The organism is Paenibacillus sp. FSL R5-0623 (genome assembly GCF_037974265.1).
Lineage (GTDB): Bacteria > Bacillota > Bacilli > Paenibacillales > Paenibacillaceae > Paenibacillus.
The window spans coordinates 5923968-5947221 of record NZ_CP150233.1; the positions used below are offsets into that span (position 1 = coordinate 5923968).

The window sequence follows — 23254 nt, forward strand, 5'->3', positions numbered from 1 at the left end:
ATACGCGTTGAAACTGGAGGAGCCTGTCACCAAGGGCCCCTCTTTGTCTTTTTCAGGCACAGAACGGCACTTTTCCTAATGCCTTTCTGTGTCTTTTTGTCTTTTTTGAAGCTGAGAATGGATCGCCCTTGGGCTGGTTAACCTATAGACGCCACTACTGGAGAGGAGTACACCTATGGAATTTATTTTGGTTCTTGCACTTATTTTAATCTTTACCAAGCTTGCTGGAGATCTATCCGTAAGATTGGGTCAGCCATCCGTTTTGGGAAAATTAATTGTAGGTGTCGTCCTCGGGCCTGCACTGCTCGGTTGGGTTCAGCAAAGTGATTTCGTTCATTATATGGCCGAGATCGGGGTACTACTGTTAATGTTCATTGCCGGATTGGAAACCGATCTGGAGCAATTGAAGAAAAACTGGAAGGCGGCCTTTGCCGTAGCGGTCGGCGGTATTATTTTGCCTTTTATCGGAGGATACGGCTCGGCCATAGCCTTTGGTATGTCGACAACGCATGCTCTGTTCTTTGGACTTTTATTCTGTGCCACTTCCGTCAGTATTTCGGTTCAGACACTGAAAGATATGGATCAACTCAGCTCTCGTGAGGGTACAACAATCCTTGGCGCAGCTGTTGTCGATGATGTCCTGGTGGTTGTTATTCTTGCCGTTATGATGAGCTTGCTGGGTACAGGTGGAGGAGACACTTCAATTTCTCTTCTGATTGGCAAGAAGCTGTTATTCTTTGTTGTCATTATCGCTGCCAGCTGGTTCCTTGTTCCACGCATCATGAAGTGGATGGCACCACTGAAGGTAACGGAGACCGTTATTACTGCGGGCCTGATCATTTGTTTCGGCTTCTCCTACTTTGCAGAGTGGATGGGTGTTGCTGGAATTATTGGTGCTTTTGCCGCAGGTATCGCCATCTCTCAAACCAACTTCAAACATGAAGTCGAAACCAAACTGGAACCGATTGCCTACGGAATATTTGTTCCGGTGTTCTTTGTCAGTATCGGCTTAAATGTCACCTTTGATGGTGTGGGTTCACAGATTTGGTTTATTGTCGTCATCAGTCTCATCGCCATTGCAACTAAACTTCTTGGCGGCGGAGCCGGTGCACGTCTTACCGGATTTGATCGTATATCGTCTCTTGCCATTGGCTCAGGAATGATTTCAAGAGGTGAAGTTGCACTCATTATCGCTTCAACCGGACTTGCCTCCGGATTACTTGATCCGGAATACTTCACGAGCGTTGTAATCATGGTTATTGTGACTACACTGGTTACTCCGCCACTCCTCAAAATCACCTTTGCACGCAAAAAAGGGGAAAAACAAGTCGAAAGAGGAATTGAAGAATCACATTTAAGTGGTTAAGGGCATGTCACCGTTCAAAACTTAACAGTCCGCTTTGATCCATTTTCCCTTCAACGCGAAGGTTGGAAATGGTCGGAGCGGCTTTTTGTATTTTTATAAAGTAATCCTTATTCGTTACTCATGCGATTTCGCTATATAGAAAAACAAAAAAAGACCACCTTACACTCAAGAGGTCTTCGATCTTTGCCTGTTGTTGCAACAGGCTGTCCCATTTTAAGTTAGTACACCGACATAAAAACCAATGGAGATAAAGGCAACACACCATACAAAAGCACCAATCCCCGATACGAGGACGTACCTGCCGATGGCCATCTTGCTAATTCCGGAGAAACAACACATCAGATGACGAATGCCTGGAATGAAGTAACCCAGGATGATGGACCAATATCCATATTTGAGAAACCACGACTCCACCCTGCTGAATCGTTTGGCGTTGACGCCGACCCACTTGCCGTATTTTTCAACCAGCGGCCTGCCCGCCTTCTTGCCGATCATGTAGCTGAGCAATCCGCCGGTAAATGCCCCACCGAAACTGACGGCGATGGATACGGAGTAATTCAATACCGAGATGGAGGCGAGATATCCGACAAAAGTCATCATCACCTCATCCGGAATCGGCATGCCAATAACGCCAAGAGCCAGTAGTCCGTATATTGCGAAATAACCATATTGACCAATAAATTCTTTTGCAAATTCCATACTGACTCGCTCCTTATTTCGGTTCCACAATATCCTTCTCATGTGAGGCTAACACTTGTTTTAGAGACGGGAATCGGATTTGGCTCACCATGAGACCGGATAATACAATAATGACAAGATAGGCTACACCATGTGTGAAATAAGGACTCCAGAGTGCGAAAAAGGACATCAGACCTCCGGCAAATGTAATCGGCATCCCGACAAAACCACTGCTTGCTGTCTTCTGACAGTTATAACGGGCCAGACGCAAAGCACCACAAACCGGAAAGAATGCAGTCAGGGCCATCCCCAGCACACTCACTTCAAGCATGGAATTCAGGTACAGAATCAGCACGGGTGCTGTTCCGAATGAAACTACATCCGCAAGTGAGTCCAGGGACTTGCCGAACTCACCCTCACAATGCAATTTACGAGCCGCATACCCGTCAAACAGATCAAAGAACATCGCTACCCATATCATCATCACAGCCAGGGCAAATTCACCATGAATAGCCATAATAACTGCCAGCATGCCTGAACTCAGATTCCCCAAGGTTAAAATCGATGGTAAAGACTTCATAAGATTTGACTCCCTTTCGTACTAGGCTTTAGGAAAAATAATATAAAAACGGACTCCATCCGGTGTATTCTCCACTCCATAACTGCACCCATGCAGATCAAGAATCTGCTTCGCAATGGCCAGACCAAGCCCGGTCCCCCCCATTTTACGATTACGTGAGCGCTCTACCCGATAGAACCTCTCCCATATATACTGCCGCTCAGCTTCAGCTATCTGCTCGCCCTTGTTCTCAATGGAAATATGGACAAAACCTTCACGCCTGCTAATCTCAATAGTTATATCGGTATGTGGTATCGCATGACGTATAGCATTCATCATGATATTGAAAATAACTTGCTCCAGCTTGCTTCGGTCACCCTCAACCGTCTGTTCTGTTGTGGATACAAGCACCACATCCAATCCTTTGTCCTTCAGTTGCGGACCCAGACGGCCGGCGATATCTTCAATCATGTCAGCCAGTGCAACAGCATCCGTATTCAATTGAACCGCTGAGGATTCCAGTCGAACCAGATCCAGCATCTCTTCAACCATCGTTTCCATTTTGATTGCCTCATCGGCAATGATCTCAATGTAACGCTCCCGTTTGCTCTCACTCACGCCATCCTTCAGCCCTTCAGAATATCCCTTAATAATGCTGATTGGCGTCTTAAGTTCATGTGATGCATCGGCAAAAAACTTGCGCTGACGCTGTTCAATCTCCTGCTTCATTTCCATATCTGTACGCATCTGCGTGTTGGCCTGCCTCAGTTCTTCCAGTGTCTGACCCAAAGTTCCCGACAAGGCATTGAGGCTGTTAGACAGACTGCCGATTTCATCATTGCGCCGGATGGGTGATTTCACCGTGAAATCCAGTGTAGACATTTTCTTGGCAACATGGTTCAAGGCCAAGAGCGGCTTCGTTACAATTCGGGACAGGAGTAACGCCAGCAACAGAATCAATATAAATGCCCCTATGCCGAAATACGCATAGAACAAACGTGTTGCCTCATTCGCTTCCCTCATCTCCTGTAGAGAGGTGAGCGAGAAGATCAGTTGTTGCTCGGGTCCGGAACGATGCACTGGAGCAATGGTGATGACATTGCGAACACCGCTCCAGCTATCCATCCACTCTTCATTGAGCATTTTGCCATTCGCCAAGGCCAGTTGGTCTTCGGTGGACAAAGGGAACCGGCTATCTAGTGCTTGCACCAGCAGGCCCTGCCTCTGACTCCACGTTGCCAGATTGGGAAGAACTACTTCGGTCAATACGCCTGACCATTCCTTCACCGGTTCAATTGATTCCTGAAAGCTTTCTGTTCCCCATGCGGCAGAAGTGGCATCCTGGATTTTGAATGGATAGACCATGGACTCGCTGGCCGGACCTCTCACCGTCAGTTCTTGCCCATATTTCAGATGGGATGTAATCCAGCCAGCATTCTCACTATTGATAAACAAGGACAAGGACACCTTCACGTGACTTCCATCTTCCTGAAGCAACGTAATGTGGAACGGGTCATTAACCAGTCTTCCGGTATTCGTCAGAATGACCAGATGTGACTGATTCTGACGCATGAATTTCCCGGTCTCCTTGGCTAGCTGTAAATCACTCCAATGTCCATTGGAATATTGCTGTTCGAACTTGGACAGCTTTTTCTTCATACTGCTGACCTTTTGATGCTGATAGAAGTCGGGGAACCAGACCAACTGGGCAAAAACCGTCGTACCATATAAAAGAACCAGACATCCTGCCATGACCAGGAAAAGTTTCATCGTTACGCCATTTCTTCTCATGCTTCTGCCTCGAAACGATATCCAGTGCCAATCACCGTCCGGATACACTTGGCTTCATCACCCAATTTGCTGCGCAACTTCTTGATGTGGGTATCCACAACACGTGAGTCCCCTTCAAAATCAAATCCCCAGATCCGATTCAAAATGGCATCCCGGGACAACACAATGCCTGCATTACGTACCAAATAAAGCAACAGATCATATTCCTTTGGTGCAAGTTCCACTTCAATTCCGTCCTTCTCCAGCCTCCGAGCCCATGGATCAAGGGTTACCTGTCCGAAGCGAATCACACCCTGCTCTCGTCCAAATGCACCTTCAACACGCTTCATTAATGTCTCTGCACGTGCAACCAGCACACGTGGACTAAACGGCTTGGTAACGTAATCGTCTACGCCCAGCTGAAATCCATGAATTTTATCGTCATCCTCGGACCGTGCAGTCAGCATGATAATAGGTACGGTGGATTGGGATCGAATATGCCCACATAACGTCCATCCATCCATTTCAGGCATCAAAACATCCAGAATAACCAGATCCACCTCATGTAGAGCCAACAGTTCCAGTGCCTGTACTCCATGTTCTGCTTCTATGACGTTCCATTGTTCTTTTATGAAATAATCGGCCACAATCTCACGAATGCGGCTTTCATCTTCCACCAGAAGCACTGTTCTGATCATGGCCGACTCTCCTTTTTAGATTTCTGATGTTAACATACCTATTCCATGTGTCGTTCATGTGTCCATACATGTTTTGGAATGCTCCCATGATATATACGATTAATATAAGCCAAAAGTTACTAATTTTTATAAAAATTCGCATAAAAAAGAAGCCATCAACGAGCAAGCTCCTGCTCATTGACAGCTACTTGAATGAAATCGAAGTGTGATATCCAGAATTGATGCGCTACTGCGCGCTCCCTGGCAACACTTAACGTTGTTGCTCCAGACGGTGTGCCACATGCAGTGTCGGGCCGACAAAACGGTTCAGCGGGAATCCGCCGGCAATCGCTTTGGTCACAAAGGCTTTACCTTCACGAACAGCCTCTTTCACTGAAAGACCACGAGCCAATCCTGCGGTAATCGCCGCAGACGTCGTGCAGCCCGCACCATGCGTATATCCGGAGCCGACAACATCGGCTTCAAACCATTCGTAGTTGGTTCCATCATAGAGTAGATCCATTGCTTTACCCGGGCTAATGACACCTCTGTCCTTGATCAGGACATGTTTCGGGCCATGGGCATGAATTGCTGCTGCCGCTGCTTCCATCTGTTCCTTGGAGCGAATCGGTCCACTCTTCGCCAGTTGGGATGCTTCGAACAGATTAGGTGTAACCAGATCGGCACCTGGCAACAGGAATTCGATCATCGCTTCCGTATTTTCCGGTTGCAGAACTTCGTCTGTACCTTTGCAGACCATTACCGGATCGATAACGATCTGTGGCAGACCGCTGCGGCGAATATGTTTTGCTACCAATTCAATAATATCTACAGAACCGAGCATACCTGTCTTCATTGCATCAAAACCGATGCCGTCCAGAACAGTGCGAAGCTGCGCTTCAACTACATTTAATTCAACAGGAAAGACCTGGTGATCCCATGTTTCGGGCTCCATTGCCACAACCGTAGTCAGTACGGTCATGCCATACACACCCAGCTCCTGAAAAGTTTTCAAATCAGCTTGAATACCTGCACCGCCGCTCGTGTCCGAACCAGCTATTGTTAAAGTTTTTGGAATCGTCATGGTAGTTGCATTCTCCTTCGTGTCTCAGTTGACATTATCCTATCCCTTGTACGAGCGGATGTCAATGGCATCTGAAGCCATACAGAGCATGGTTTTCCGAATGGTTCAGTTCACATCTTTTGTCTCCAGACGAACCATGGACATTGAAGCAATCCATATCCCTATTGCTCCAAGGGTCAGAGGGATAATAATAAGCGAATGAATGGAAACTTCCGACCCGTTGAAGCCGGAGCAGACAATCAAAACCAGCAAAATGGACGAGACCATCGTAGTGGTAACAGAATGCTTACGCATACCGAAGAATAGGGGAATAAGTGCCATACACGCAGCCGATAGAGAACTCATACTGTACTTCACCAGAAGTCCCAATATATCCTGATTTGTCAATGATCCGGGAATGAAAGAGTAGAAATGATTAACAATCAACAACAGTGAACCCACCAACAGATCGGTAACCATAATCATCACTAATGTAAAACCAAACACGATAATCAATTTTGCAGCAATGATTTTATGACGCTGGATGGGATAGGTGAACATGACGTTCATCGTTTTATTTCTATACTCACTGATCACCAGCTTGGATATTAAAGCTCCGGCAAATATGATAAAGGTCGCTCTCACAAATGTATCGATAATCATAAAGGCGGTCTGGTAATCGGCATAGGCATAATCTTCTGCTCCCACATCCACGAATCCAATCATGATTAGGAAAAGAATAATGGCTATACTGGCAATACCTGCACCTGCAAAATTACGTGCAAAGCGGTGCTTCCGCATCTCAAGTCTGATTAGTTTAAGCAACGTCTTCATCCCCTTTCACAAGCTTCATGAAGTGTTCTTCCAGGGAATGAGCCCGTTTGGATATCGATTCGATCTCAATACCATGCTGAATCAGCTTGGTGGTTAATTCCGATGGAATAATTCCCGGATCATAGATGCGTAACGTTTGGTCATCAACCAGTTTATAATTACTCAAACCAAGCTGATGTTCAATGACATAGGTCGCTTTGCGGATATCTACTGCCTGTAACTCGATGTACTCATTTTGACTTCCACGAATGCTCTCCATCGATACTTCTTCCACCAAACGACCGCCGCGAATGACACCAACTGTGTCCGCAATCTGCTCTATCTCACCAAGAATGTGACTGGAGACCAACAGGGTGATCCGATACTCATTACTAAGTCTCTTGAACAAATCTCGCATTTCCCGGATCCCTACCGGATCCAATCCATTAATCGGTTCATCCAGAATGAGCAGTTCAGGTGTGGTTATGAGTGCACGAGCCAGTCCGAGCCTTTGCTTCATGCCCAAGGAGAAGTCTTTGACCGATTTCTTGCCCGTATCCTTCAGCCCTACCATTTCCATCGTGTTGTTGATGATCTTTTTGTTGTAGAATCCCATGTATTCACAGTGAAGCTCCAGATTCTCGCGAGCAGAGAGTCTATCGTAGAAAAAAGGATATTCAATAATACTGCCCATTCGCTTTAGCACTTCATAGGAGGTCGGCGTAAGCTTCTCCCCAAACAGTTCAATCTCTCCTGTGGTTGGTTTGACGAGATTGGTGAGCATCTTCATGATGGTTGTTTTACCTGCACCATTCGGACCGAGGAATCCATAGATCTCACCTTGCTTAATATTCATATTGACGTTGGATACAACCTCCACCCCTTCATATACTTTGGTCACATCTATTGTTCGTGCGATATAATTCATCGTCTTGTTCTCCTTTACGTCCCCTGTCCGGGTTCCTATATCTATATTGTAAAGAGAAAAGTCTTCTTTTTTATTAATCAAATCTTACAAAAACCTTAAGTCTGTCCGGACAACCAACGCAGGGTCTATCATGCCTTTAAGGTAACTGAAAATACCGTCCGTTGATGTGGCACACTATGCAAGTGAATACTTCCACCCATCCGCTCAACTAGCCGTTTCGTAATGGTCAGACCCAGGCCGCTGCCTTGATAGAGTCGATTGCGGGAATCCTCCAGTGTATACATGCGTTCAAACACACGACTATGCTCGCTCTCAGGAATCCCTTTTCCTTGGTCCCAGATCTGTAACGTCACAGGTCCACCTATCGAATAATCCAGTGAAAGTCCCAGTACCTTACCCTCTGCTCCATATTTCATTCCATTGGTAATGAGATTATCCAGCACACGGTCCAATGCTTCTTCATTCGCTTGCACGAAGATATCCCCATCAGGTATCTCCAGCTCCACGTGCAACCCGAGATTCGTCAACATTTCATAAAAGGAAAGCATCTTCAACCGGCATAATTCGCTGATATTCACTCGACTAAGTACCAGTTCCGTATCCCCAGATTCCAGCTTCGCCAGATCAAAAAAGGAATGGATCAAACGCAGCACTTCCTGCGCCTTATCCTGTATTTTCTCCGTCATCATCTTCCGTTCCTGATCGGTCAATGATGGGCTGTGCAGCAAGGTCTCACTATAGCCCAGCACTACCGTGAGTGGCGTTTTCAGATCATGCGAAATGTTGGAGAGCATATTACGCATCTCCTTCTCCTGGTTCGCATACCCTGCTTTGGCGCGGTGCGCATGATCCAGCAGCTGGTTCATGTCTTTCAGAAGCTCACTGACTTGATAATCACTATTGAATACGAGCAAGCGCTCAAAGGTGCCTTGGTCCAGAATTGCGGATATTTTCTGATGAATATAGGACAGGTGTTGGTTTCTTTTCCGGAATTTCAACCACAACACAATAAAGGCAATGGCCAGAATACCCGTCGTGATGGCAAAAATCAGTGTCATCCCTGCTCCGCCTCCAGCTTATACCCGATGCCCCAGAGTGTCTTGATATACTGGGGAGCCGAAGGATCTGCCTCCAGTTTCTCACGCAGACGACGCATATGTACGTTAATGATATTTTCGTCTCCATAATAATGATCGTTCCAGACGGAAGCGTAGATCTGAGCCTTGGTGAACACTTTGCCAGGATGGGTAACCAACAGCTTCAGAATTCCAAATTCCTTGGATGTCAACTTGACGGGTGTACCATCACGCTCCACCTCGTACGTCTCCATGTCAACTACGAGTCCTCCGATATGAATACGCTGATCTGTAGCCACTTCAGCCACAGGCGGAGTCGTATAATTGGCGCGGCGAATCGCGGCTTTGATGCGGGCAGTCAGTTCAATTAACGAGAACGGTTTGCTCAAGTAATCATCTGCGCCGAAGCCCAGGCCTAACGCTTTGTCCACCTCCCCATCCTTTGCAGACAGAATGAGCACAGGTACTAGACTTACTGCCCGAATGGTTTGCAGCACATCCATCCCACTTTTGAGGGGTAGCATCAGATCCAAAATAACCAGATCATACCCGGGTTGGGACTGGCTGAACTGACGTTCTGCCTCTAAGCCGTCATATGCATAAGTGACGTCGTAGCCCTCTTTTTCCAAGTATGGCCCGACCATCTCACTAATTGAACGATCATCTTCAACAAGCAACAAGCGGTGACTTAACACATGTTTCCCTCCAACAAGAACAGTTTTCTTTATTACCTCACAGTTTGTTTGAATTGGCAATGACATACGAAAAGACCTGACAGGATCACCACTTTGACATCAAGTGTATTTCCTGCCAGGTCTATGAGAGTCTATAGATGAATGCTGTGCGTCTAATCTCTGTATCCGTTCTCGCTGTGTATCCAGCACAGTCCAATGGTTCCTGCACCTGCATGGATACTTACCACAGGGATAAACGGCATGATTTCGGTCTTTAATCTAGGCAGCAAAGCTGCGATCTGTTTTTTGATTGTAACAGCTTCTTCCTGATTGTTGGCATGCATAATGCACACATGCTTTACTTTCTCCATATCCAGCTTGAGCATATCGAGCATGCGCTCTTTTGTCCGCTTGAATGTACGGATCTTCTCATTCACAACCACTTTGCCCTCTTCAAATCGAAGCAGCAGATGGATCTTGAGCAGTTGACTGATGATCAGCTGTGTGCCCGACACCCGTCCACTGCGATGAAGATGCTGAAGACTGGCAGGTATGAGGTAAAAGGACATGTTATCAATCATCTGTTCAATGTTTACTTTGATCTCGGCAGCTGAACATCCCTGCTTCTGCCATTCCAGTCCCTGCATAATCATCTCACGGTGAGGATAGGCACCTGCCTTTGAATCAATTGCGGTCACCGTGACCCCTGCAATCTCTGCAGCCTGCATGGACGTATGCAGCGTTCCGCTAAGCTCTGTAGAGCAATGAATCGTAATAATCTCATCGTACTTGTCTTTGAGCGACTCATACAGTTCAATGAATTCGCCAATAGGTGGCTGCGAACTGCTTGCACGTGAAGCCTCCGCAAGTTTCTCATAGAACATTTCAGATGTAATGTCATCGGTCTCCCGGTAACATTCCTCTCCAAATACGATGCGCAGCGGTACGATATAGATATGATTTTGCTCCGCAAAAACGGGATCCAGTGTACTGGTACTATCGGTGACCCATGCAATTTTCTTCATGACATCCTTCTCTCTTGCCGGATTGTTCATTCTGTATCCTAATCGTCAAGCACAAGCCCGGCGGTTTATTTAAAATTTGAATATTTCACATTGTAAACGTTTGCGATATTACCTCTCAATTATAAAGGAACGGACAGACCGTTGTCTTGTGGCGCAATCATGAACACCCCTGTTAATACCATTATTAGCTAAAAAAATGTCTTGCCTGTGAAGGAATAAATTGGTATGCTGTTGTCCTTCTCTCTTTTTCGCCTTGACTGAAGTGAACGGAAACGCCGTTCAATCCACTTATCGGAGGTGTCACATGCTTTATTTCACTCTGGCTTCCAAAGCCTACTCCCGGAATCTGCAATACCGCGGGGCACACATGGTACATAACCTGGCAAGCGCCATGTTTGGTTACATGTATGCCTGCCTCTGGATCGGCATCGGGGCCGACCATACTCTCGGAGAATACGGGACACAGGGGATGATCAGTTACATTGCGTTCACGCAATCCTCTCTCTGGATCTCGGGTTTTCTCACGAACGGATTGGGTATTCCCTTATCCGTCAGGACAGGGCAGATCGCACTGGATCTGATGAGGCCTGTTCATCTATTCACCCACCTGATGGCACGCGAATGGGGGCAGATTGCCTACCAGTTTGTGTACAAAAGCATTCCGATCTACCTGCTCTTCTCCATTGTCTTTTCCCTGCATTGGCCCTCAGACGTTTCAACACTATTCTATGCCGCACTTGGTCTAGCCGGTGCCGCATACCTATCCATCTGCATGAATTACATCATTGGTGCCACGTCGATGTGGACCACGGAGTCATCCTGGCTTCACTGGGGCAATCACGCAATGATGAATCTGCTGGCTGGTTTCTTCATTCCGCTGGAGTGGCTACCGAACTGGCTTGGACAACTTGCCTGGATATCACCCTACCCTTTCCTGCTCTATGTACCAACCCGAATCTATCTTGGTTTCGAAGATGGCTCCTTGTTATGGGGAACCTTGCTTTGGTGTGTCTTCATGACGTTGATCTGTCTTGCGATTACCCAAGTGTTACGTCGTAAAGTGGAGGTACAAGGCGGATGAAGCGAACTTCCTGGTTCAATTTATATAAAATGCTGATTCGAACAAGCATCCGCAGCCGGATGCAATACAAGTTTAATTTCATCATGGCATCCGTACTCGCCGCTTTAATTCAAATCTCCGAGTTTCTGATGGTCGCTCTCGTGCTGCACAAATTCGGAGCAATTAAAGGCTGGTCCCTCCATGAGATCGGTTATCTCTTTGCCATCATGACGTTATCCAAAACACTGTATCGAACGTTCGGCAATGAGGTTCACCATCTGGAAAAATATCTGGTTAATGGCGAGCTTGACCAACTGTTAACTCGTCCCATGCCCGTATTGCTCGCACTGCTGCCGCAAAACTTCCGCATCATGGCTGGGGAAGTCCTGCAAGGCGGGTTCATTCTCTGCTGGTCTTTGGTAGGCATGATGCATAGCGGACAGATTGGCTGGATAGCCATTCCCTTCTCCCTGCTCATTATCCTGACGGGCGCAGTCATTCTCTTTTCCATCGGACTTGCTACCGCCACACTCGGATTCTGGACCACACGTATCGAGGAATTACAGACGATCACTGAAGATGCCGCACGAACGGCTGCCCAATATCCGCTAACGTTATATCCCAAATGGATGTCTGGCATTCTACTAACGGTGATTCCGGTAGGATTCGTCAACTACATTCCGTCACTTTACCTGCTACGGGGTGAAGGAGGAGCGTGGATTCTTGTTGCTGTTGCGGCGGTTGCCGTACTGAGCTTGGCTGCAAGTCTGCGTTTCTGGCAATTCGGCATGACCAAATATCAAAGTACAGGTAGCTAAGGAGGCGGTACGAATCATGAACATGATCACAGCACGGCATCTGCAAAAGGAATTCAAGACCCCTGTTATTCGCGAAGGACGTTTCTCTGGATTACGTACGTTATTTTCACGTGAATATGTGTCCAAGGAAGCGGTACGCGATATCAGTTTTGATATCGGCCCAGGGGAGTTTGTGGGTTACATCGGTCCGAACGGGGCTGGCAAGTCTACCACGATCAAAATGCTGACGGGTATCCTGCACCCAACCTCAGGTGAGGTACTGCTTGACGGTATGAACCCGCATCAGGACAGGCGCAGGACCGTTGGTCGACTGGGCGTTGTGTTTGGACAGCGCAGTCAGCTCTGGTGGGATCTGCCTGTGAAAGATTCATATGATATTCTGGCCGAGATGTACGGCGTCCGTGCCGAGGACAAAAAGAGACGGCTGTCCCAGTTCGCTGAGCTGCTGGACCTTGAATCGTTCTGGGCCACGCCTGTACGCAAGCTCTCGCTTGGGCAACGCATGCGAGCGGATCTCGCAGCTTCCATGCTACATGATCCCGAACTGCTTTTTCTCGATGAACCAACGATTGGACTGGATGTGAACGCAAAGCGGAACATTCGCCAGTTTCTACGTACATTAAATGAAACGTTTGGCAAAACGATTTTGCTGACCACCCATGACATGGACGACATTGAGCAGTTATGCAGCCGTGTCATGGTAATTAACCATGGTCAACTAACATATGACGGCACGATCTCGTCTCTTCGCGAAACCATCGGACTACCTACGTTGATTCGGGTAACGTTCCGGGGAGCATTTCACATCCCGGATGTTGTGTCATCCGCGATACATATTACTGGAGTGGAAGGACAGATCCTTACCGCCCAAGTGAACCGTAAGGAATGGAGCACAATGGACATTCTGAAACAGTTGGAGCACTGGGGTGAGATTGAAGATGTAGAGATGAAAGAACCGGATTTTGAAGATATCATTCATCGGGTGTATTAGTTGGCCCATTTTGTGGAGAAATTGGATGAAGACCTGTTCTTGCGCCGTTACATGAAAGAGGAACATGGCGTACTGTAATAACGGAGGTGAAGCGTCATGCTTGTGACCAAACATGTCCTTCTAGCATCCAGCGCACACGCCACTCCCTATTACATCGTACGTGGCATGATGCCGGGACCGGTGATGTTCATTACATCCGGGGTTCACGGGAATGAAACGGCGAGTATGGCCGCTGCACAAAAGCTCGCAGATGATATTGCGACAGGTCGTCACGCCATTCAGCGAGGGCTGTTAATTATCGTGCCACGCGTGAACCAGCAAGCCTACGCAAAGAAAATCAGAGGCAAGCCAGATCTGAATCGTACGTTTCCACGCCGCATGTCAGGCAAGGCCAAGCATCCGCTCGCTGCGGCAGTTTTTCAGCTGGCGCGTGAACATCGGGCCGACTGGTGGCTCGATCTGCATGAAGCCAACGGCCTGTCACAGCTTAGTTCACGGGTGCTTGGACAGACGTTGGTCACGAATCCCGGCAGTCGGACGATTCCAGCTTGCAGAAGAGTTATCGAACGGATGAATCGGTCGATTAGCATTCGTGATCGTCATTTTAACCTCAAACAGCATGAATTGCCGGGATCTGCCCGTACAGCGGCTTCAAGACTATTACAAGCCCGTTCCGTCACGGTGGAGACCTGTTGGAGTCTGAATCGCTCAACCCGTATCAAGTATCAGACGAAGATTGTGCACCATTTTCTGCGTGAAGCGGGTATGTCATGATCAAGACGATTAAGATAGAACTAAAAGAAACCTCGAACAGAGAGTGCCCGAAGTACATCCGCAGGTGTTCTCTGTTCGAGGTGTTTTTTTATCTCTGCATCATTGCTTCCAATATATTTTTACCCGTAGGGTCCAGCGGCATGAGGGGATAAGGGTCTTTTTTAGTTATAAACTTGAATATCGCATCCAGATACACATCCACAATAGAGGCTGATCCAAAACAATAATTGGACAATAATACGACTAGCCAAATAACTGGAGAAACCAAATGTGCCACCGTTATGCCAGAGAATATTCTGATCTAAGATGTTATCACTAAACCAGGCGTAATGATGGGTTGAATCTCCGATTGACCACCACTATGTATTGGCAAACTACACTATGTATTCGTTTTAAATCTCCGATTCCCTGCTCGATAGTACACGCCTGTTATCTCTTAAACAGGAAAAGAGCCGCAATTGTGGCTCCAGAGTCTCTTTACCTATTTTATGGATTAATCTCATCCGGTTCTTTCTTTGTCACCCTAAACGACTGGATATAGCTATGGATATCCTCTTCTGGCGTCTTGAGCAATCTGGCCAGATGAATCTGCATCTGTTCAAGGTGATCGATATGATTTTGAATATCTGCGATTCGGTCACGGACGAGTATTTTTAACGTATCACTCTCCATATCCTCCTGGCTTAGCAGTTGCAGGGTCTCTTGTATCTCCTTTAGAGAGTAACCCAGCGACTGGGCATCCTTAATGAACTTAATTTTGACCAGATAATCCTCGGTATACACCCGATATCCGTTGGAGGAACGACGGGGAGCAGGCAGAATTCCACTATCTTCGTAATAACGGAGGGTTGCCATACTTACACCGGTACGCTTGGCCAACATTCCTCTTGTCATGGTTTCCATGCCTACGCCTCCATCCTTCTGCAGATTTATTGTGTTTGTTCGTTGCGTATCTTAGTATATGTGGCATCATAGGTGGCCTCGGGAAATTGTGCTGAAGATCCTTGCAGCAATGGCTGCTCTTTCCCTTTCAGATAACGGTCAAAGAATGCCAGCGCATAGGATCTGGTTATATCCACATTATGTTCTGGCGTCATGCCTCTGGCAAACATTTTCGGTGAAATCAACGATATATCCGTAAAGCTTTGATGGAACAAATTCTCCACTGTCAGATAATAGGTATCATTAAGACTATTTGACATCACCCGATCCAAATCAGGCTCAAACTCGGGATAAAATACTTTATCCTTGGCAGTGGCGTCCGGGTCCAGACTTTTGGCTGTCCCACCCGACATGATATACATAAACGGCTGTTTCAAGGCTGTTGTGGATACCGATCCCCAGAATCCGCCTTCCAAACTCAAGCCTGCCTGGAAACGTTCATCCTGCGCCAGTACTTCAGCTGTCGTTGCCCCACCATATGAATGTCCCATGATGCCGACGTGATCCAGATCAAGTTTGCCTTGGAGCCGTTGATTCGGGTCATGTGAATTCCAATCGGTAAGCGTATCAAGCACAAAACTTGCATCATCTGCACGAATGCCTATGCCTTCTACATTATATTGATATAATTCCGCTGACGTTGCAAACTCAGGGTCGGCCATATAGGAAACTGCATGTCCATCGGGGAAATTCACTTGTGCAGACGTATAAGGGTGATCTATCCCCACGACAATGTAACCGTGGCTAACCAGCTCCTCAATCATCGTCATGCTCTGAAACCGGGCTGAGCGAATCCCCGGCGAGAACAATACTACTGGATACTTGTTCTGGGCAGCGGACATCTCGGCTCCTTGGACCACATGTGTTGGAATGGTATCCAGATAACTGAACACCTGTGACGGAATGCCGAAGACCAGACTGATCGCTTCTCCCAGTTCACCAGGATAATGCTCCAGGGGCAGCCCTTGGGCAGCCTTCTGATCCACCGGATACCACACATTAATCATCAGCTCACGCTTGTCCCCGGCCTCGGGTGTTTTGGTCTCTTCGCGAGATTCATCCACCAGGTGTTGAGAGAATGTGCCAATCGTATAGGTGCCGGTTGGTTCAGGCATCGTAAAAGCCGGCAACAGCCAGGTCAGTATGATTGAACCTGCACTGAAGGCCAGAACGAGAATCGATGCCAGCGTCATCTTTATCCATGAACGACGGTTAGGTTTCAGTGCACTCTGAACATAACGGCTACTGCGGTATGATTTCATGAGTTGAATGATTAACGTAATGAATAATACAAGTGTAACGATATAGGTTGGTATCATCTGCACACGAAATGAATTGATTAAGCCATGCAGAAGCACTGCCAGAATCAGAGCTGTGAGTGTCCCCACTGTCATTGCTCGGTGCTTCGGAAACACCAGCATGAGTACCGTAGCAGCTACGGTTACCAATACCAAAATCCATTCCAAAGTTCTCATTATTCAGCCTCCAATATTTCTTGATAAAAAAAGAATAAACCTTGAAGTATCCTTCAAGGTCAAGGCTGAATTTTAGATAGAATTTTATCGAGGAATTCGTAAGTTCCATTTGCGAAGTTCAGTCAACGTACACGTTCCAGCCGAAAAAGCCTTGATACCTGTTGAGTTCGGCCCAGGATATATCCGCCCAGTCATTACCTGTTCTCCCTGCTGAATGAACACTTCAACGGAGCTGACATCCATAAAAATATGAAGTTCCAGTTTCCCGTCAAGCAGTTCCACTGTCGCAGCTCGTTCGCCCCCCGGTCCTTGTCCGGCCTGCTCGCGACTTAAGCATAAACGACGCTGCTCTACATCATAGGAAATCACGGTTTCTTCATCCTCACCCGTACGCAGCTTCAACCCGAAATGCTGTGCGTCTTCCGCTTCGAATACAGCATACAGTTCATAACGGTCTCCACTGATTCCAAGATCATGTTCATTACCATTTAAATCTATGCCATACTGTTCGGTTCCTTCCGACCTGTATTGTATAAGTTCGGGAAGAGGCTGGAATATCAGGCGTTCTCCCCTACGAATTAGTTGTCTTGGCAAAGTCATTGCTCCAGCCCACGCATGGGAATATTGTGTCGGGATTTCCGTTTCCCACGTATCCATCCAGGCCACCATGATTCGTCGTCCCTGTGCATCCTCCATCGTCTGAGGTGCATAAAAGTCGAAGCCACAGTCAAGCGGAACGTACTGCTCGTACTTCAGTACACCTTGGTCTTCATCCAGCGATCCCATCATATAAACGGTCGAATGCAAGTTGCGATAGTTGTCTCCCTGAGCAGGCATTCGCTGCGGAGACATGATCAGCACATCTCGGCCATCCAGTGTGAACAGATCTGGACATTCCCAATTGTCACCAAGCGTCCCGTCACTCTGGGCCATAACGTTGACATAACTCCAATCCAGCAAGTCCGTTGAACGGTATAACAGAATGACACCTTTACCAGCAGCATCATTTGACCCAAGTACACAATAGTACACACCGTTTCGTTCAAATACTTTCGGATCACGGAAGTCCTTCGGACTGGTATGCTCCGGGATTTGATCCAGCCGAATAACCGGATTCATCGCGCTTTTGACAAAATCAATCCCATTGTCCGAGACAGCGATATTCTGTGTCTGCAAGTAATCGTTATCCTTGTCAGGTCCAGTCACGATATGTCCCGTGTACATCAGCACCAATTTGCCATCCTGCACGATTGCGCTTCCGGAGAAACAACCTCCACTGTCGTAGCTCTGATCCGGTGCCAGTGCAACAGGCAGATAAGACCATGTAACCAAATCACGGCTCACCGCATGGCCCCAGTGCATAGGCCCCCATACCGGTTCGTAGGGATAATGCTGATAGAACATATGATACATCCCACCGAAGTATATGAAGCCGTTGGGATCATTCATCCAGCCCACCTCTGGCATCAAATGATAATCCATTCGATAGGTTGGATCAACCTGATGTCGGTTCTCCTTGATATATGCGTTGGCCCGGGCGAGTGTATAACTCTCCTTTGTTTGAGCCGAAGAACTTGTCAGTCCAAGGTCTGTCTCTTGTCTTGTGTCCATTCCCTGCTTCTCGTGTCGTTCCTGGTTCATATGTCCTTCACTCCTGTCTCTCTCTCTATATCACCCGACTGAACTTATTTGATAGCCCCTTGCATGACCCCCTGAATAATGTACTTCTGCGCAAACAGATAAACGATCAGGACAGGCAACAGGGTCAACACCAGACCAGCCATCAATGGACCGTAATCCACTGTGTATGTCCCATAAAAATAAAACGTGGACAGCGGCAGCGTTCGCTGCTCCGATGAAGTCAGTACCAGGGAAGGCAGCAAAAAATCATTCCATATCCACAATACATTCAGTACACTAATCGTTACGGTTGTTGGCAATAACACCGGCAGTACGATACGGAAAAAGGTCTGCACCCTGCCGCAGCCATCCATTAGAGCGGCTTCTTCAAGCTCCAGGGGAATACTTTTGATAAAGCCATGGTAGATAAATACGGCGAGCGGACTGCCAAAGCCAATATACATGTAGATCAGCGACCACTTGTTATCCAGCAGACTGAGCGATCCGTATATTTTAACCAATGGAATCATAATGGCCTGGAATGGAATAATCATCGCAGCTACCATCAGGAAAAAGAGATACTGATTCAGCTTGCTTTTGTGACGAACAAAGTAATGTGCTGTCATCGCCGCAAAAAGAGCAATCAGTAATACACCTGCAATGGTAATGAGCAATGAATTGCTGAAGGCAGATACATATCCCATCTTGTCAAACGCATTGACATAATTATCGAATTGAAAGGAGCTTGGCAAGCCCAGCGGATCGGAGGTAATTGCCTGATTAGCCTTGAACGAATTGACGATTAGAAGTACAAACGGAAATACAAACAAAATCATCACAATGATTAGTGCAATAAACTTTATCCCGTTGAGAATGCGCGATTGTCCTGCCATCATGCCTCGACCTCCAGTTTTTTGCTGAAATAGACCTGGAGCAATGTAATGGCGGCTACAAGGATAAACAGAACAAAGGCTTCTGCCTGACCCAATCCGTAGTCACGGGCAAGAAAGGCCTGCTCATACACATGCATGGATACCATCTCTGTGCTCTTGAAGGGCCCGCCACTGGTCAAAGAGACGTTCAGATCATACACCATGAATCCACGTTGCAGTGACAAAAAGATGCATACAATAAATGAAGGAACCATCAGTGGCAATACAATGCGCGCCAGCATTTTGCGATTACTTGCCCCATCAATGCTGGCTGCCTCCATAACATCCTTCGGCACATTCATCAGTCCTGCAATGTAGATCACCATCATATAACCGGCATACTGCCAAACGGTCACCACAATGAGTGCCCAGAACGCTTTATCCGGGTCAGCCAGCCAGGAGGTGGAAAACAGAGTGAGGTTCATTTTTTGTCCTGCAAAAACGAGTACCTGATTAAAAATAAACTGCCAGATGAAACCAAGCACGATTCCGCCCACCAGATTCGGCAGGAAAAATCCGGCCCGAAACCAGCCCTGTGCCTTCATCCCCCGGGTTACAGCGTAAGCGAGCAGGAATGCAACCGCATTGGTCAGCACAACGGTAATAAATACGTACTCCAGCGTCATCCCGAATGATTTCCAGAACACGGTGTCCTTGAACACACCAATATAATTATCCCAGCCAACAAAGTTTTGATCGACTGCAATGCCATCCCAATTCGTAAACGTCAAATAAATACCATACAAAAATGGAATAATCATCACCGTAGCAAACGCAAATAATGTCGGGCCAGTAAAGATCAGGCGAGTGCGCAGACGTGTCCATAATCCTTTTTCGGTCAGCATTGTCAACCTCCACTCTATCCAAATGTTAGCCTAACGGTTATGCCGGAAAAAATTCGAACAGACCTCATGTGGAAGCTGTACGTTCATCATCTCCGGCGTACCGCAAGACTCTCTCTATGTGCTGCACAGGGCTAAGATTAATTCTTTTATTTCACGTTGCTCCAGTATGCCTGAATTTCGCTGGCAAGTCCGGCACGGTCAATGACGTCAGCCAAGTATTTCTGCATGGATGCACCCAGTTTGGACCAGTGATCCGCAGGAAGTGTACTCATTGATTCCTCGATTTTTCCTGCCTTGATGTATTCACTAATGGATTTGCCAAGTGGATCGGTTGGCTCCAATGTAATGTTGCTGAATGCCGGAATAATACTGGCTTGATTCACCAGGAAATCCTGACCTTTTTCGTTATAAACGATCCATTCCAAAAATTTCTTCGCTGCTTCCTGCTGCGCTGGTGTGCTCTTTTCCTTATCCAGCAATATTCGTTTGGATACAGCAGCAGAGATTTGTGTATTACCGAAATCATCTGGATTATTGCTCACAGGTACCGGGAGGAAGCCATATTTTCCATCTGCTGTATCAAAGCTTGAAATTTGCGGCCATGCCCAGTTGCCCTGGAACCAGATGCCAACCTCACCCTTGCCAAGCACCTCCGGTCCACGCTCATAGGTTCCGGACAATGGAGAAGCCTTATCAATATTGTAGGTTTTCATCAGGTCAAATGTATCTATCAAGCCATTAAATACGGCATTGGAGGAAAGGTCCACTTGTCCTGCCTTCAGATCAGTAATGAATTGGTCCACCTTCGCACGGTCCGGCGACTGCCCACCATATGCAAGCCCCAGATAATGCGCACCAAGCGACCAATCCATTGGTGATACAATCAAAGGTGATTTTCCAGTAGCAGCGATCTTTTGGAACAGCTCATCAAGCTGTGCAGTGGTCTGTACAGACTTCGGATCGAATGTCCCACCTACCGCCTGATCCAAGACATTCTGGTTATAGATGAATCCATATCCTTCAATAGAGAACGGGAAGGCATAATTTTTGCCATCAAACGTTGTAGCCGCTGTGCTGTTCTCCACAGCATCCTTCACCCAAGACTCGGATGTGAGATCCAGAACACGATCCTTGAACTTCTCGACATCCCCTGTATCCAGCATCATCATCGTTGTAGGGCTGCCGGAGGCATACAGAGCAGACGCTTTTTCAAACGGAGACTGTCCACTGCCTACAGGTACAATTTCAAGTGTGACATTTGGATTTTCAGCATGGAAGTCTTTAGCCGCTTGCTCCAGCTGACTGTTAATTTCCGACTTGGAATTAAGCAAGGTGATTTTGACACTCTCACTGCTGCTACCCTCTGAGGAGGAATTGGACTCCATCGCTGCTTTACTTCCACATGCCGACAATACAAGCATCATAATCAATGACAATGACAATACCGATAATTTCATCCATCTCTGTTCTCTTTTCATCTTGTTATGGCCCCCGATCAATAGTTTAAAAGGAAACGCTTACAAATCGAATTATAATGTCAAAGGTTTGACATGTCAATCGTTTGACATACCATTTAAAAAAAATATTGTGCCTTGATTTTTTCGTCGCAAAAGGACGAATAGGAAAAAACGACCTGTATCAGGTCGTCTCTCTCTCCACAATGGTAACTGGCAAAATATGCTCCATTCCGATCTTCTCTTCCGCGAGCTGGCGCCGAATCAGATCAATCGCCAGCTTAGCCATGGCCTCCACCGGCTGCCTGATCGTTGTTATGCCAGGCACCGTATACGACGCCGTACGACTGTCATCATAACCTACAATAGCGATATCGTCAGGTACCTTGCGCCCACCTAACATGATCTGCTTCAGCGCATGCACCGCCATCAGATCACTCGTTACAAAGAGCCCATCCACCTCCGGGTGTTGTGCAAGCAGCTTATCCACCAATTCCGTATACTGATGCTGATCAAACACATTCAGATCGGTTTCATGAATCATGACCGGCTTGACTCCATGAGCCTGCAATGTATCAACGAAACCTGTCGTCCGGCGATTGGACAGCATTTGCAATTCCAAATTACCGCAGATATGTGCCAGATTCCGTCTGTTCTTCGAGAGCAGCAATTCAGCAGCCATAACCCCTCCCTGATAGTTATCAGATGAGATAAAAGGGATGTCTTCACCGATCTTACGATCAAAGGTCACGATTGGGGAATGCAAATTCATATACTCATCGACTTCAAGTGTATGACTTCCCATAATAATGCCATCCACGCGATTACCCTTGAGCATTTCCACATATTCACGCTCTTTGGAAGGGTCCATGTGGGAATTGCATAACATAATTTTAAATCCATTCTGGTATGCATGGTACTCAACATAGTTAGCCAGTTCTCCAAAAAACGGATGGGATACATCGGGAATAATCAAGCCTATAACATTGGATTGTTTACGCAGAAGAGAACGGGCAATTTCGTTGGGTCGATAGTTCAGTTCGTCCATGGTTTGATACACTTTGTCCCGAGTCTTCTGACTGATATATCCCCGGTTGTTTAATACACGCGAGACGGTAGTTACAGAAACTCCTGCCCTGAGTGCAACATCATGAATTGTTGCCATAACAGCCTCTTTTCCTACAACATTCTTCATACAGATATTATTATAAACCTATTGCTAACCCTGAACCAATCCGCGGTATCTGCCCGCTCTTTCATTCCGCTACAATTCTCGCTCTCGGCATGCTATGCATAGCTCCGTGCGTAACATGGACCTGTACCACATACGTGCCTGGTTCTTCAAAGGTATGCTGGATTTCATATAGCCCTTCCTCTGACTCATTGGCAGTAATAGCCCCCTGATTCTCCAGTTCGTCCGCTGTCATCATACCTTTTTCCGGAGATACAGAAGGTGGATCATCAAGCTCATTCCAGATCTGGAATTGCACATGGTCGGCATGGCTTAACGGTGTATCTCCCTGTGTAAGCTTCACCTGCAACTGTATTGGTTTATGAAGAGAAGCCTTCTCTGGAACGACAAGTTTAACTTTGATCATCTCTGGCATCTCACCCGATTGTGACTGTTCCTCATAAGAGCATCCCACTGTCAGGAGGACCAGAACAATGAAGGGCATGAACCAACGAGCTTGTCCACTCATCACCATCTGTCCTT

At 47.0% G+C, this 23254-nt stretch carries 24 protein-coding genes; 5 read left to right on the forward strand and 19 right to left on the reverse strand.

The features are described from left to right. Positions 1 to 175: 175 nt before the first annotated feature. On the forward strand, positions 176 to 1366 hold the full coding sequence (locus MKY92_RS26100) for a cation:proton antiporter (RefSeq protein ID WP_339298159.1): 1191 nt from the start codon (positions 176 to 178) through the stop codon (positions 1364 to 1366). A 213-nt stretch (positions 1367 to 1579) separates the two neighbouring features. On the opposite strand, the gene MKY92_RS26105 is transcribed toward MKY92_RS26100, so the two are convergent. From MKY92_RS26105 to MKY92_RS26150, 10 genes are all read right to left on the reverse strand, one after another. Further along, complete coding sequence (locus MKY92_RS26105; protein WP_221820722.1) at positions 1580 to 2065, reverse strand: DedA family protein; 486 nt, start codon at positions 2063 to 2065, stop codon at positions 1580 to 1582. 13 nt (positions 2066 to 2078) lie between these two features. Continuing rightward, a complete protein-coding gene (gene pssA, locus MKY92_RS26110; RefSeq protein ID WP_339298160.1) occupies positions 2079 to 2624 on the reverse strand; it encodes a CDP-diacylglycerol--serine O-phosphatidyltransferase in 546 nt (181 codons plus the stop codon). A 21-nt stretch (positions 2625 to 2645) separates the two neighbouring features. Beyond that, positions 2646 to 4394 carry a HAMP domain-containing sensor histidine kinase gene (locus MKY92_RS26115; RefSeq protein WP_339298161.1) on the reverse strand — a complete coding sequence of 583 codons (1749 nt, stop codon included), beginning with the start codon at positions 4392 to 4394 and terminating at the stop codon, positions 2646 to 2648. Continuing rightward, a complete protein-coding gene (locus MKY92_RS26120; protein ID WP_036606855.1) occupies positions 4391 to 5071 on the reverse strand; it encodes a response regulator transcription factor in 681 nt (226 codons plus the stop codon). Before MKY92_RS26120 ends, MKY92_RS26115 begins: the two co-directional genes overlap by 4 nt. Before the next feature lie 250 nt (positions 5072 to 5321). Beyond that, the gene (thiD, locus tag MKY92_RS26125; RefSeq protein ID WP_211084437.1) at positions 5322 to 6134 is read right to left on the reverse strand and encodes a bifunctional hydroxymethylpyrimidine kinase/phosphomethylpyrimidine kinase; all 813 of its coding nucleotides are present in this window, start codon (positions 6132 to 6134) and stop codon (positions 5322 to 5324) included. 105 nt (positions 6135 to 6239) lie between these two features. Continuing rightward, a complete protein-coding gene (locus MKY92_RS26130; RefSeq protein WP_339298162.1) occupies positions 6240 to 6947 on the reverse strand; it encodes an ABC transporter permease in 708 nt (235 codons plus the stop codon). Next, positions 6931 to 7854, reverse strand: coding sequence for an ABC transporter ATP-binding protein (locus MKY92_RS26135; RefSeq protein ID WP_237178204.1), 924 nt, complete (start codon positions 7852 to 7854; stop codon positions 6931 to 6933). Before MKY92_RS26135 ends, MKY92_RS26130 begins: the two co-directional genes overlap by 17 nt. A 128-nt stretch (positions 7855 to 7982) precedes the next feature. After that, a complete protein-coding gene (locus tag MKY92_RS26140; RefSeq protein ID WP_339298163.1) occupies positions 7983 to 8912 on the reverse strand; it encodes a sensor histidine kinase in 930 nt (309 codons plus the stop codon). Next, on the reverse strand, positions 8909 to 9625 hold the full coding sequence (locus MKY92_RS26145; RefSeq protein WP_339298164.1) for a response regulator transcription factor: 717 nt from the start codon (positions 9623 to 9625) through the stop codon (positions 8909 to 8911). The genes MKY92_RS26140 and MKY92_RS26145 overlap by 4 nt, the downstream gene beginning before the upstream one ends. Before the next feature lie 152 nt (positions 9626 to 9777). After that, on the reverse strand, positions 9778 to 10629 hold the full coding sequence (locus MKY92_RS26150; RefSeq protein WP_076212843.1) for a DegV family protein: 852 nt from the start codon (positions 10627 to 10629) through the stop codon (positions 9778 to 9780). Between the two features lie 304 nt (positions 10630 to 10933). Between MKY92_RS26150 and MKY92_RS26155 the strand changes: the two genes are divergently transcribed. The 4 genes from MKY92_RS26155 to MKY92_RS26170 all read left to right on the forward strand — a co-directional run bounded on the left by MKY92_RS26155 (position 10934) and on the right by MKY92_RS26170 (position 14272). Beyond that, on the forward strand, positions 10934 to 11710 hold the full coding sequence (locus MKY92_RS26155; RefSeq protein WP_339298165.1) for an ABC-2 family transporter protein: 777 nt from the start codon (positions 10934 to 10936) through the stop codon (positions 11708 to 11710). After that, positions 11707 to 12507 carry an ABC-2 family transporter protein gene (locus MKY92_RS26160; protein ID WP_339298166.1) on the forward strand — a complete coding sequence of 267 codons (801 nt, stop codon included), beginning with the start codon at positions 11707 to 11709 and terminating at the stop codon, positions 12505 to 12507. Before MKY92_RS26155 ends, MKY92_RS26160 begins: the two co-directional genes overlap by 4 nt. A 22-nt stretch (positions 12508 to 12529) precedes the next feature. Next, on the forward strand, positions 12530 to 13498 hold the full coding sequence (locus MKY92_RS26165) for an ATP-binding cassette domain-containing protein (RefSeq protein ID WP_339301915.1): 969 nt from the start codon (positions 12530 to 12532) through the stop codon (positions 13496 to 13498). Between the two features lie 96 nt (positions 13499 to 13594). After that, a complete protein-coding gene (locus tag MKY92_RS26170) occupies positions 13595 to 14272 on the forward strand; it encodes a succinylglutamate desuccinylase/aspartoacylase family protein (protein WP_339298167.1) in 678 nt (225 codons plus the stop codon). An 88-nt stretch (positions 14273 to 14360) separates the two neighbouring features. On the opposite strand, the gene MKY92_RS26175 is transcribed toward MKY92_RS26170, so the two are convergent. The 9 genes from MKY92_RS26175 to MKY92_RS26215 form a co-directional block, all read right to left on the reverse strand. Then, positions 14361 to 14549: a hypothetical protein gene (locus MKY92_RS26175; protein WP_339298168.1), complete on the reverse strand. Its 189-nt coding sequence runs from the start codon at positions 14547 to 14549 to the stop codon at positions 14361 to 14363. A gap of 209 nt (positions 14550 to 14758) precedes the next feature. Next, positions 14759 to 15175: a MerR family transcriptional regulator gene (locus MKY92_RS26180; protein WP_339298169.1), complete on the reverse strand. Its 417-nt coding sequence runs from the start codon at positions 15173 to 15175 to the stop codon at positions 14759 to 14761. Between the two features lie 26 nt (positions 15176 to 15201). After that, complete coding sequence (locus MKY92_RS26185) at positions 15202 to 16689, reverse strand: prolyl oligopeptidase family serine peptidase (protein WP_339298170.1); 1488 nt, start codon at positions 16687 to 16689, stop codon at positions 15202 to 15204. A gap of 84 nt (positions 16690 to 16773) precedes the next feature. Next, the gene (locus MKY92_RS26190; RefSeq protein WP_339298171.1) at positions 16774 to 18330 is read right to left on the reverse strand and encodes a glycoside hydrolase family 32 protein; all 1557 of its coding nucleotides are present in this window, start codon (positions 18328 to 18330) and stop codon (positions 16774 to 16776) included. A 44-nt stretch (positions 18331 to 18374) separates the two neighbouring features. After that, the gene (locus MKY92_RS26195; protein ID WP_339301916.1) at positions 18375 to 19202 is read right to left on the reverse strand and encodes a carbohydrate ABC transporter permease; all 828 of its coding nucleotides are present in this window, start codon (positions 19200 to 19202) and stop codon (positions 18375 to 18377) included. After that, positions 19202 to 20086, reverse strand: coding sequence for a sugar ABC transporter permease (locus MKY92_RS26200; protein WP_338588587.1), 885 nt, complete (start codon positions 20084 to 20086; stop codon positions 19202 to 19204). The genes MKY92_RS26195 and MKY92_RS26200 overlap by 1 nt, the downstream gene beginning before the upstream one ends. Positions 20087 to 20232: 146 nt before the next feature. Next, positions 20233 to 21564, reverse strand: coding sequence for an ABC transporter substrate-binding protein (locus MKY92_RS26205; protein ID WP_339298172.1), 1332 nt, complete (start codon positions 21562 to 21564; stop codon positions 20233 to 20235). A 160-nt stretch (positions 21565 to 21724) separates the two neighbouring features. Then, positions 21725 to 22705, reverse strand: coding sequence for a LacI family DNA-binding transcriptional regulator (locus MKY92_RS26210; RefSeq protein WP_339298173.1), 981 nt, complete (start codon positions 22703 to 22705; stop codon positions 21725 to 21727). A 91-nt stretch (positions 22706 to 22796) separates the two neighbouring features. After that, positions 22797 to 23240, reverse strand: a complete 444-nt coding sequence (locus tag MKY92_RS26215) for a FixH family protein (RefSeq protein ID WP_339298174.1) — start codon at positions 23238 to 23240, stop codon at positions 22797 to 22799. Positions 23241 to 23254: the final 14 nt, after the last annotated feature.

Excerpts from the sequence above, each read along its gene's own strand:
- MKY92_RS26100 (WP_339298159.1), top strand. The coding sequence starts at position 176 with ATGGAATTTATTTTGGTTCTTGCACTTATTTTAATCTTTACCAAGCTT.
- MKY92_RS26105 (WP_221820722.1), bottom strand. The coding sequence starts at position 2,065 with ATGGAATTTGCAAAAGAATTTATTGGTCAATATGGTTATTTCGCAATA.
- pssA (WP_339298160.1), bottom strand. The coding sequence starts at position 2,624 with ATGAAGTCTTTACCATCGATTTTAACCTTGGGGAATCTGAGTTCAGGC.
- MKY92_RS26115 (WP_339298161.1), bottom strand. The coding sequence starts at position 4,394 with ATGAGAAGAAATGGCGTAACGATGAAACTTTTCCTGGTCATGGCAGGA.
- MKY92_RS26120 (WP_036606855.1), bottom strand. The coding sequence starts at position 5,071 with ATGATCAGAACAGTGCTTCTGGTGGAAGATGAAAGCCGCATTCGTGAG.
- thiD (WP_211084437.1), bottom strand. The coding sequence starts at position 6,134 with ATGACGATTCCAAAAACTTTAACAATAGCTGGTTCGGACACGAGCGGC.
- MKY92_RS26130 (WP_339298162.1), bottom strand. The coding sequence starts at position 6,947 with ATGAAGACGTTGCTTAAACTAATCAGACTTGAGATGCGGAAGCACCGC.
- MKY92_RS26135 (WP_237178204.1), bottom strand. The coding sequence starts at position 7,854 with ATGAATTATATCGCACGAACAATAGATGTGACCAAAGTATATGAAGGG.
- MKY92_RS26140 (WP_339298163.1), bottom strand. The coding sequence starts at position 8,912 with ATGACACTGATTTTTGCCATCACGACGGGTATTCTGGCCATTGCCTTT.
- MKY92_RS26150 (WP_076212843.1), bottom strand. The coding sequence starts at position 10,629 with ATGAAGAAAATTGCATGGGTCACCGATAGTACCAGTACACTGGATCCC.
- MKY92_RS26155 (WP_339298165.1), top strand. The coding sequence starts at position 10,934 with ATGCTTTATTTCACTCTGGCTTCCAAAGCCTACTCCCGGAATCTGCAA.
- MKY92_RS26160 (WP_339298166.1), top strand. The coding sequence starts at position 11,707 with ATGAAGCGAACTTCCTGGTTCAATTTATATAAAATGCTGATTCGAACA.
- MKY92_RS26165 (WP_339301915.1), top strand. The coding sequence starts at position 12,530 with ATGATCACAGCACGGCATCTGCAAAAGGAATTCAAGACCCCTGTTATT.
- MKY92_RS26170 (WP_339298167.1), top strand. The coding sequence starts at position 13,595 with ATGCTTGTGACCAAACATGTCCTTCTAGCATCCAGCGCACACGCCACT.
- MKY92_RS26180 (WP_339298169.1), bottom strand. The coding sequence starts at position 15,175 with ATGGAAACCATGACAAGAGGAATGTTGGCCAAGCGTACCGGTGTAAGT.
- MKY92_RS26185 (WP_339298170.1), bottom strand. The coding sequence starts at position 16,689 with ATGAGAACTTTGGAATGGATTTTGGTATTGGTAACCGTAGCTGCTACG.
- MKY92_RS26190 (WP_339298171.1), bottom strand. The coding sequence starts at position 18,330 with ATGAACCAGGAACGACACGAGAAGCAGGGAATGGACACAAGACAAGAG.
- MKY92_RS26195 (WP_339301916.1), bottom strand. The coding sequence starts at position 19,202 with ATGGCAGGACAATCGCGCATTCTCAACGGGATAAAGTTTATTGCACTA.
- MKY92_RS26200 (WP_338588587.1), bottom strand. The coding sequence starts at position 20,086 with ATGCTGACCGAAAAAGGATTATGGACACGTCTGCGCACTCGCCTGATC.
- MKY92_RS26205 (WP_339298172.1), bottom strand. The coding sequence starts at position 21,564 with ATGAAAAGAGAACAGAGATGGATGAAATTATCGGTATTGTCATTGTCA.
- MKY92_RS26210 (WP_339298173.1), bottom strand. The coding sequence starts at position 22,705 with ATGGCAACAATTCATGATGTTGCACTCAGGGCAGGAGTTTCTGTAACT.
- MKY92_RS26215 (WP_339298174.1), bottom strand. The coding sequence starts at position 23,240 with ATGAGTGGACAAGCTCGTTGGTTCATGCCCTTCATTGTTCTGGTCCTC.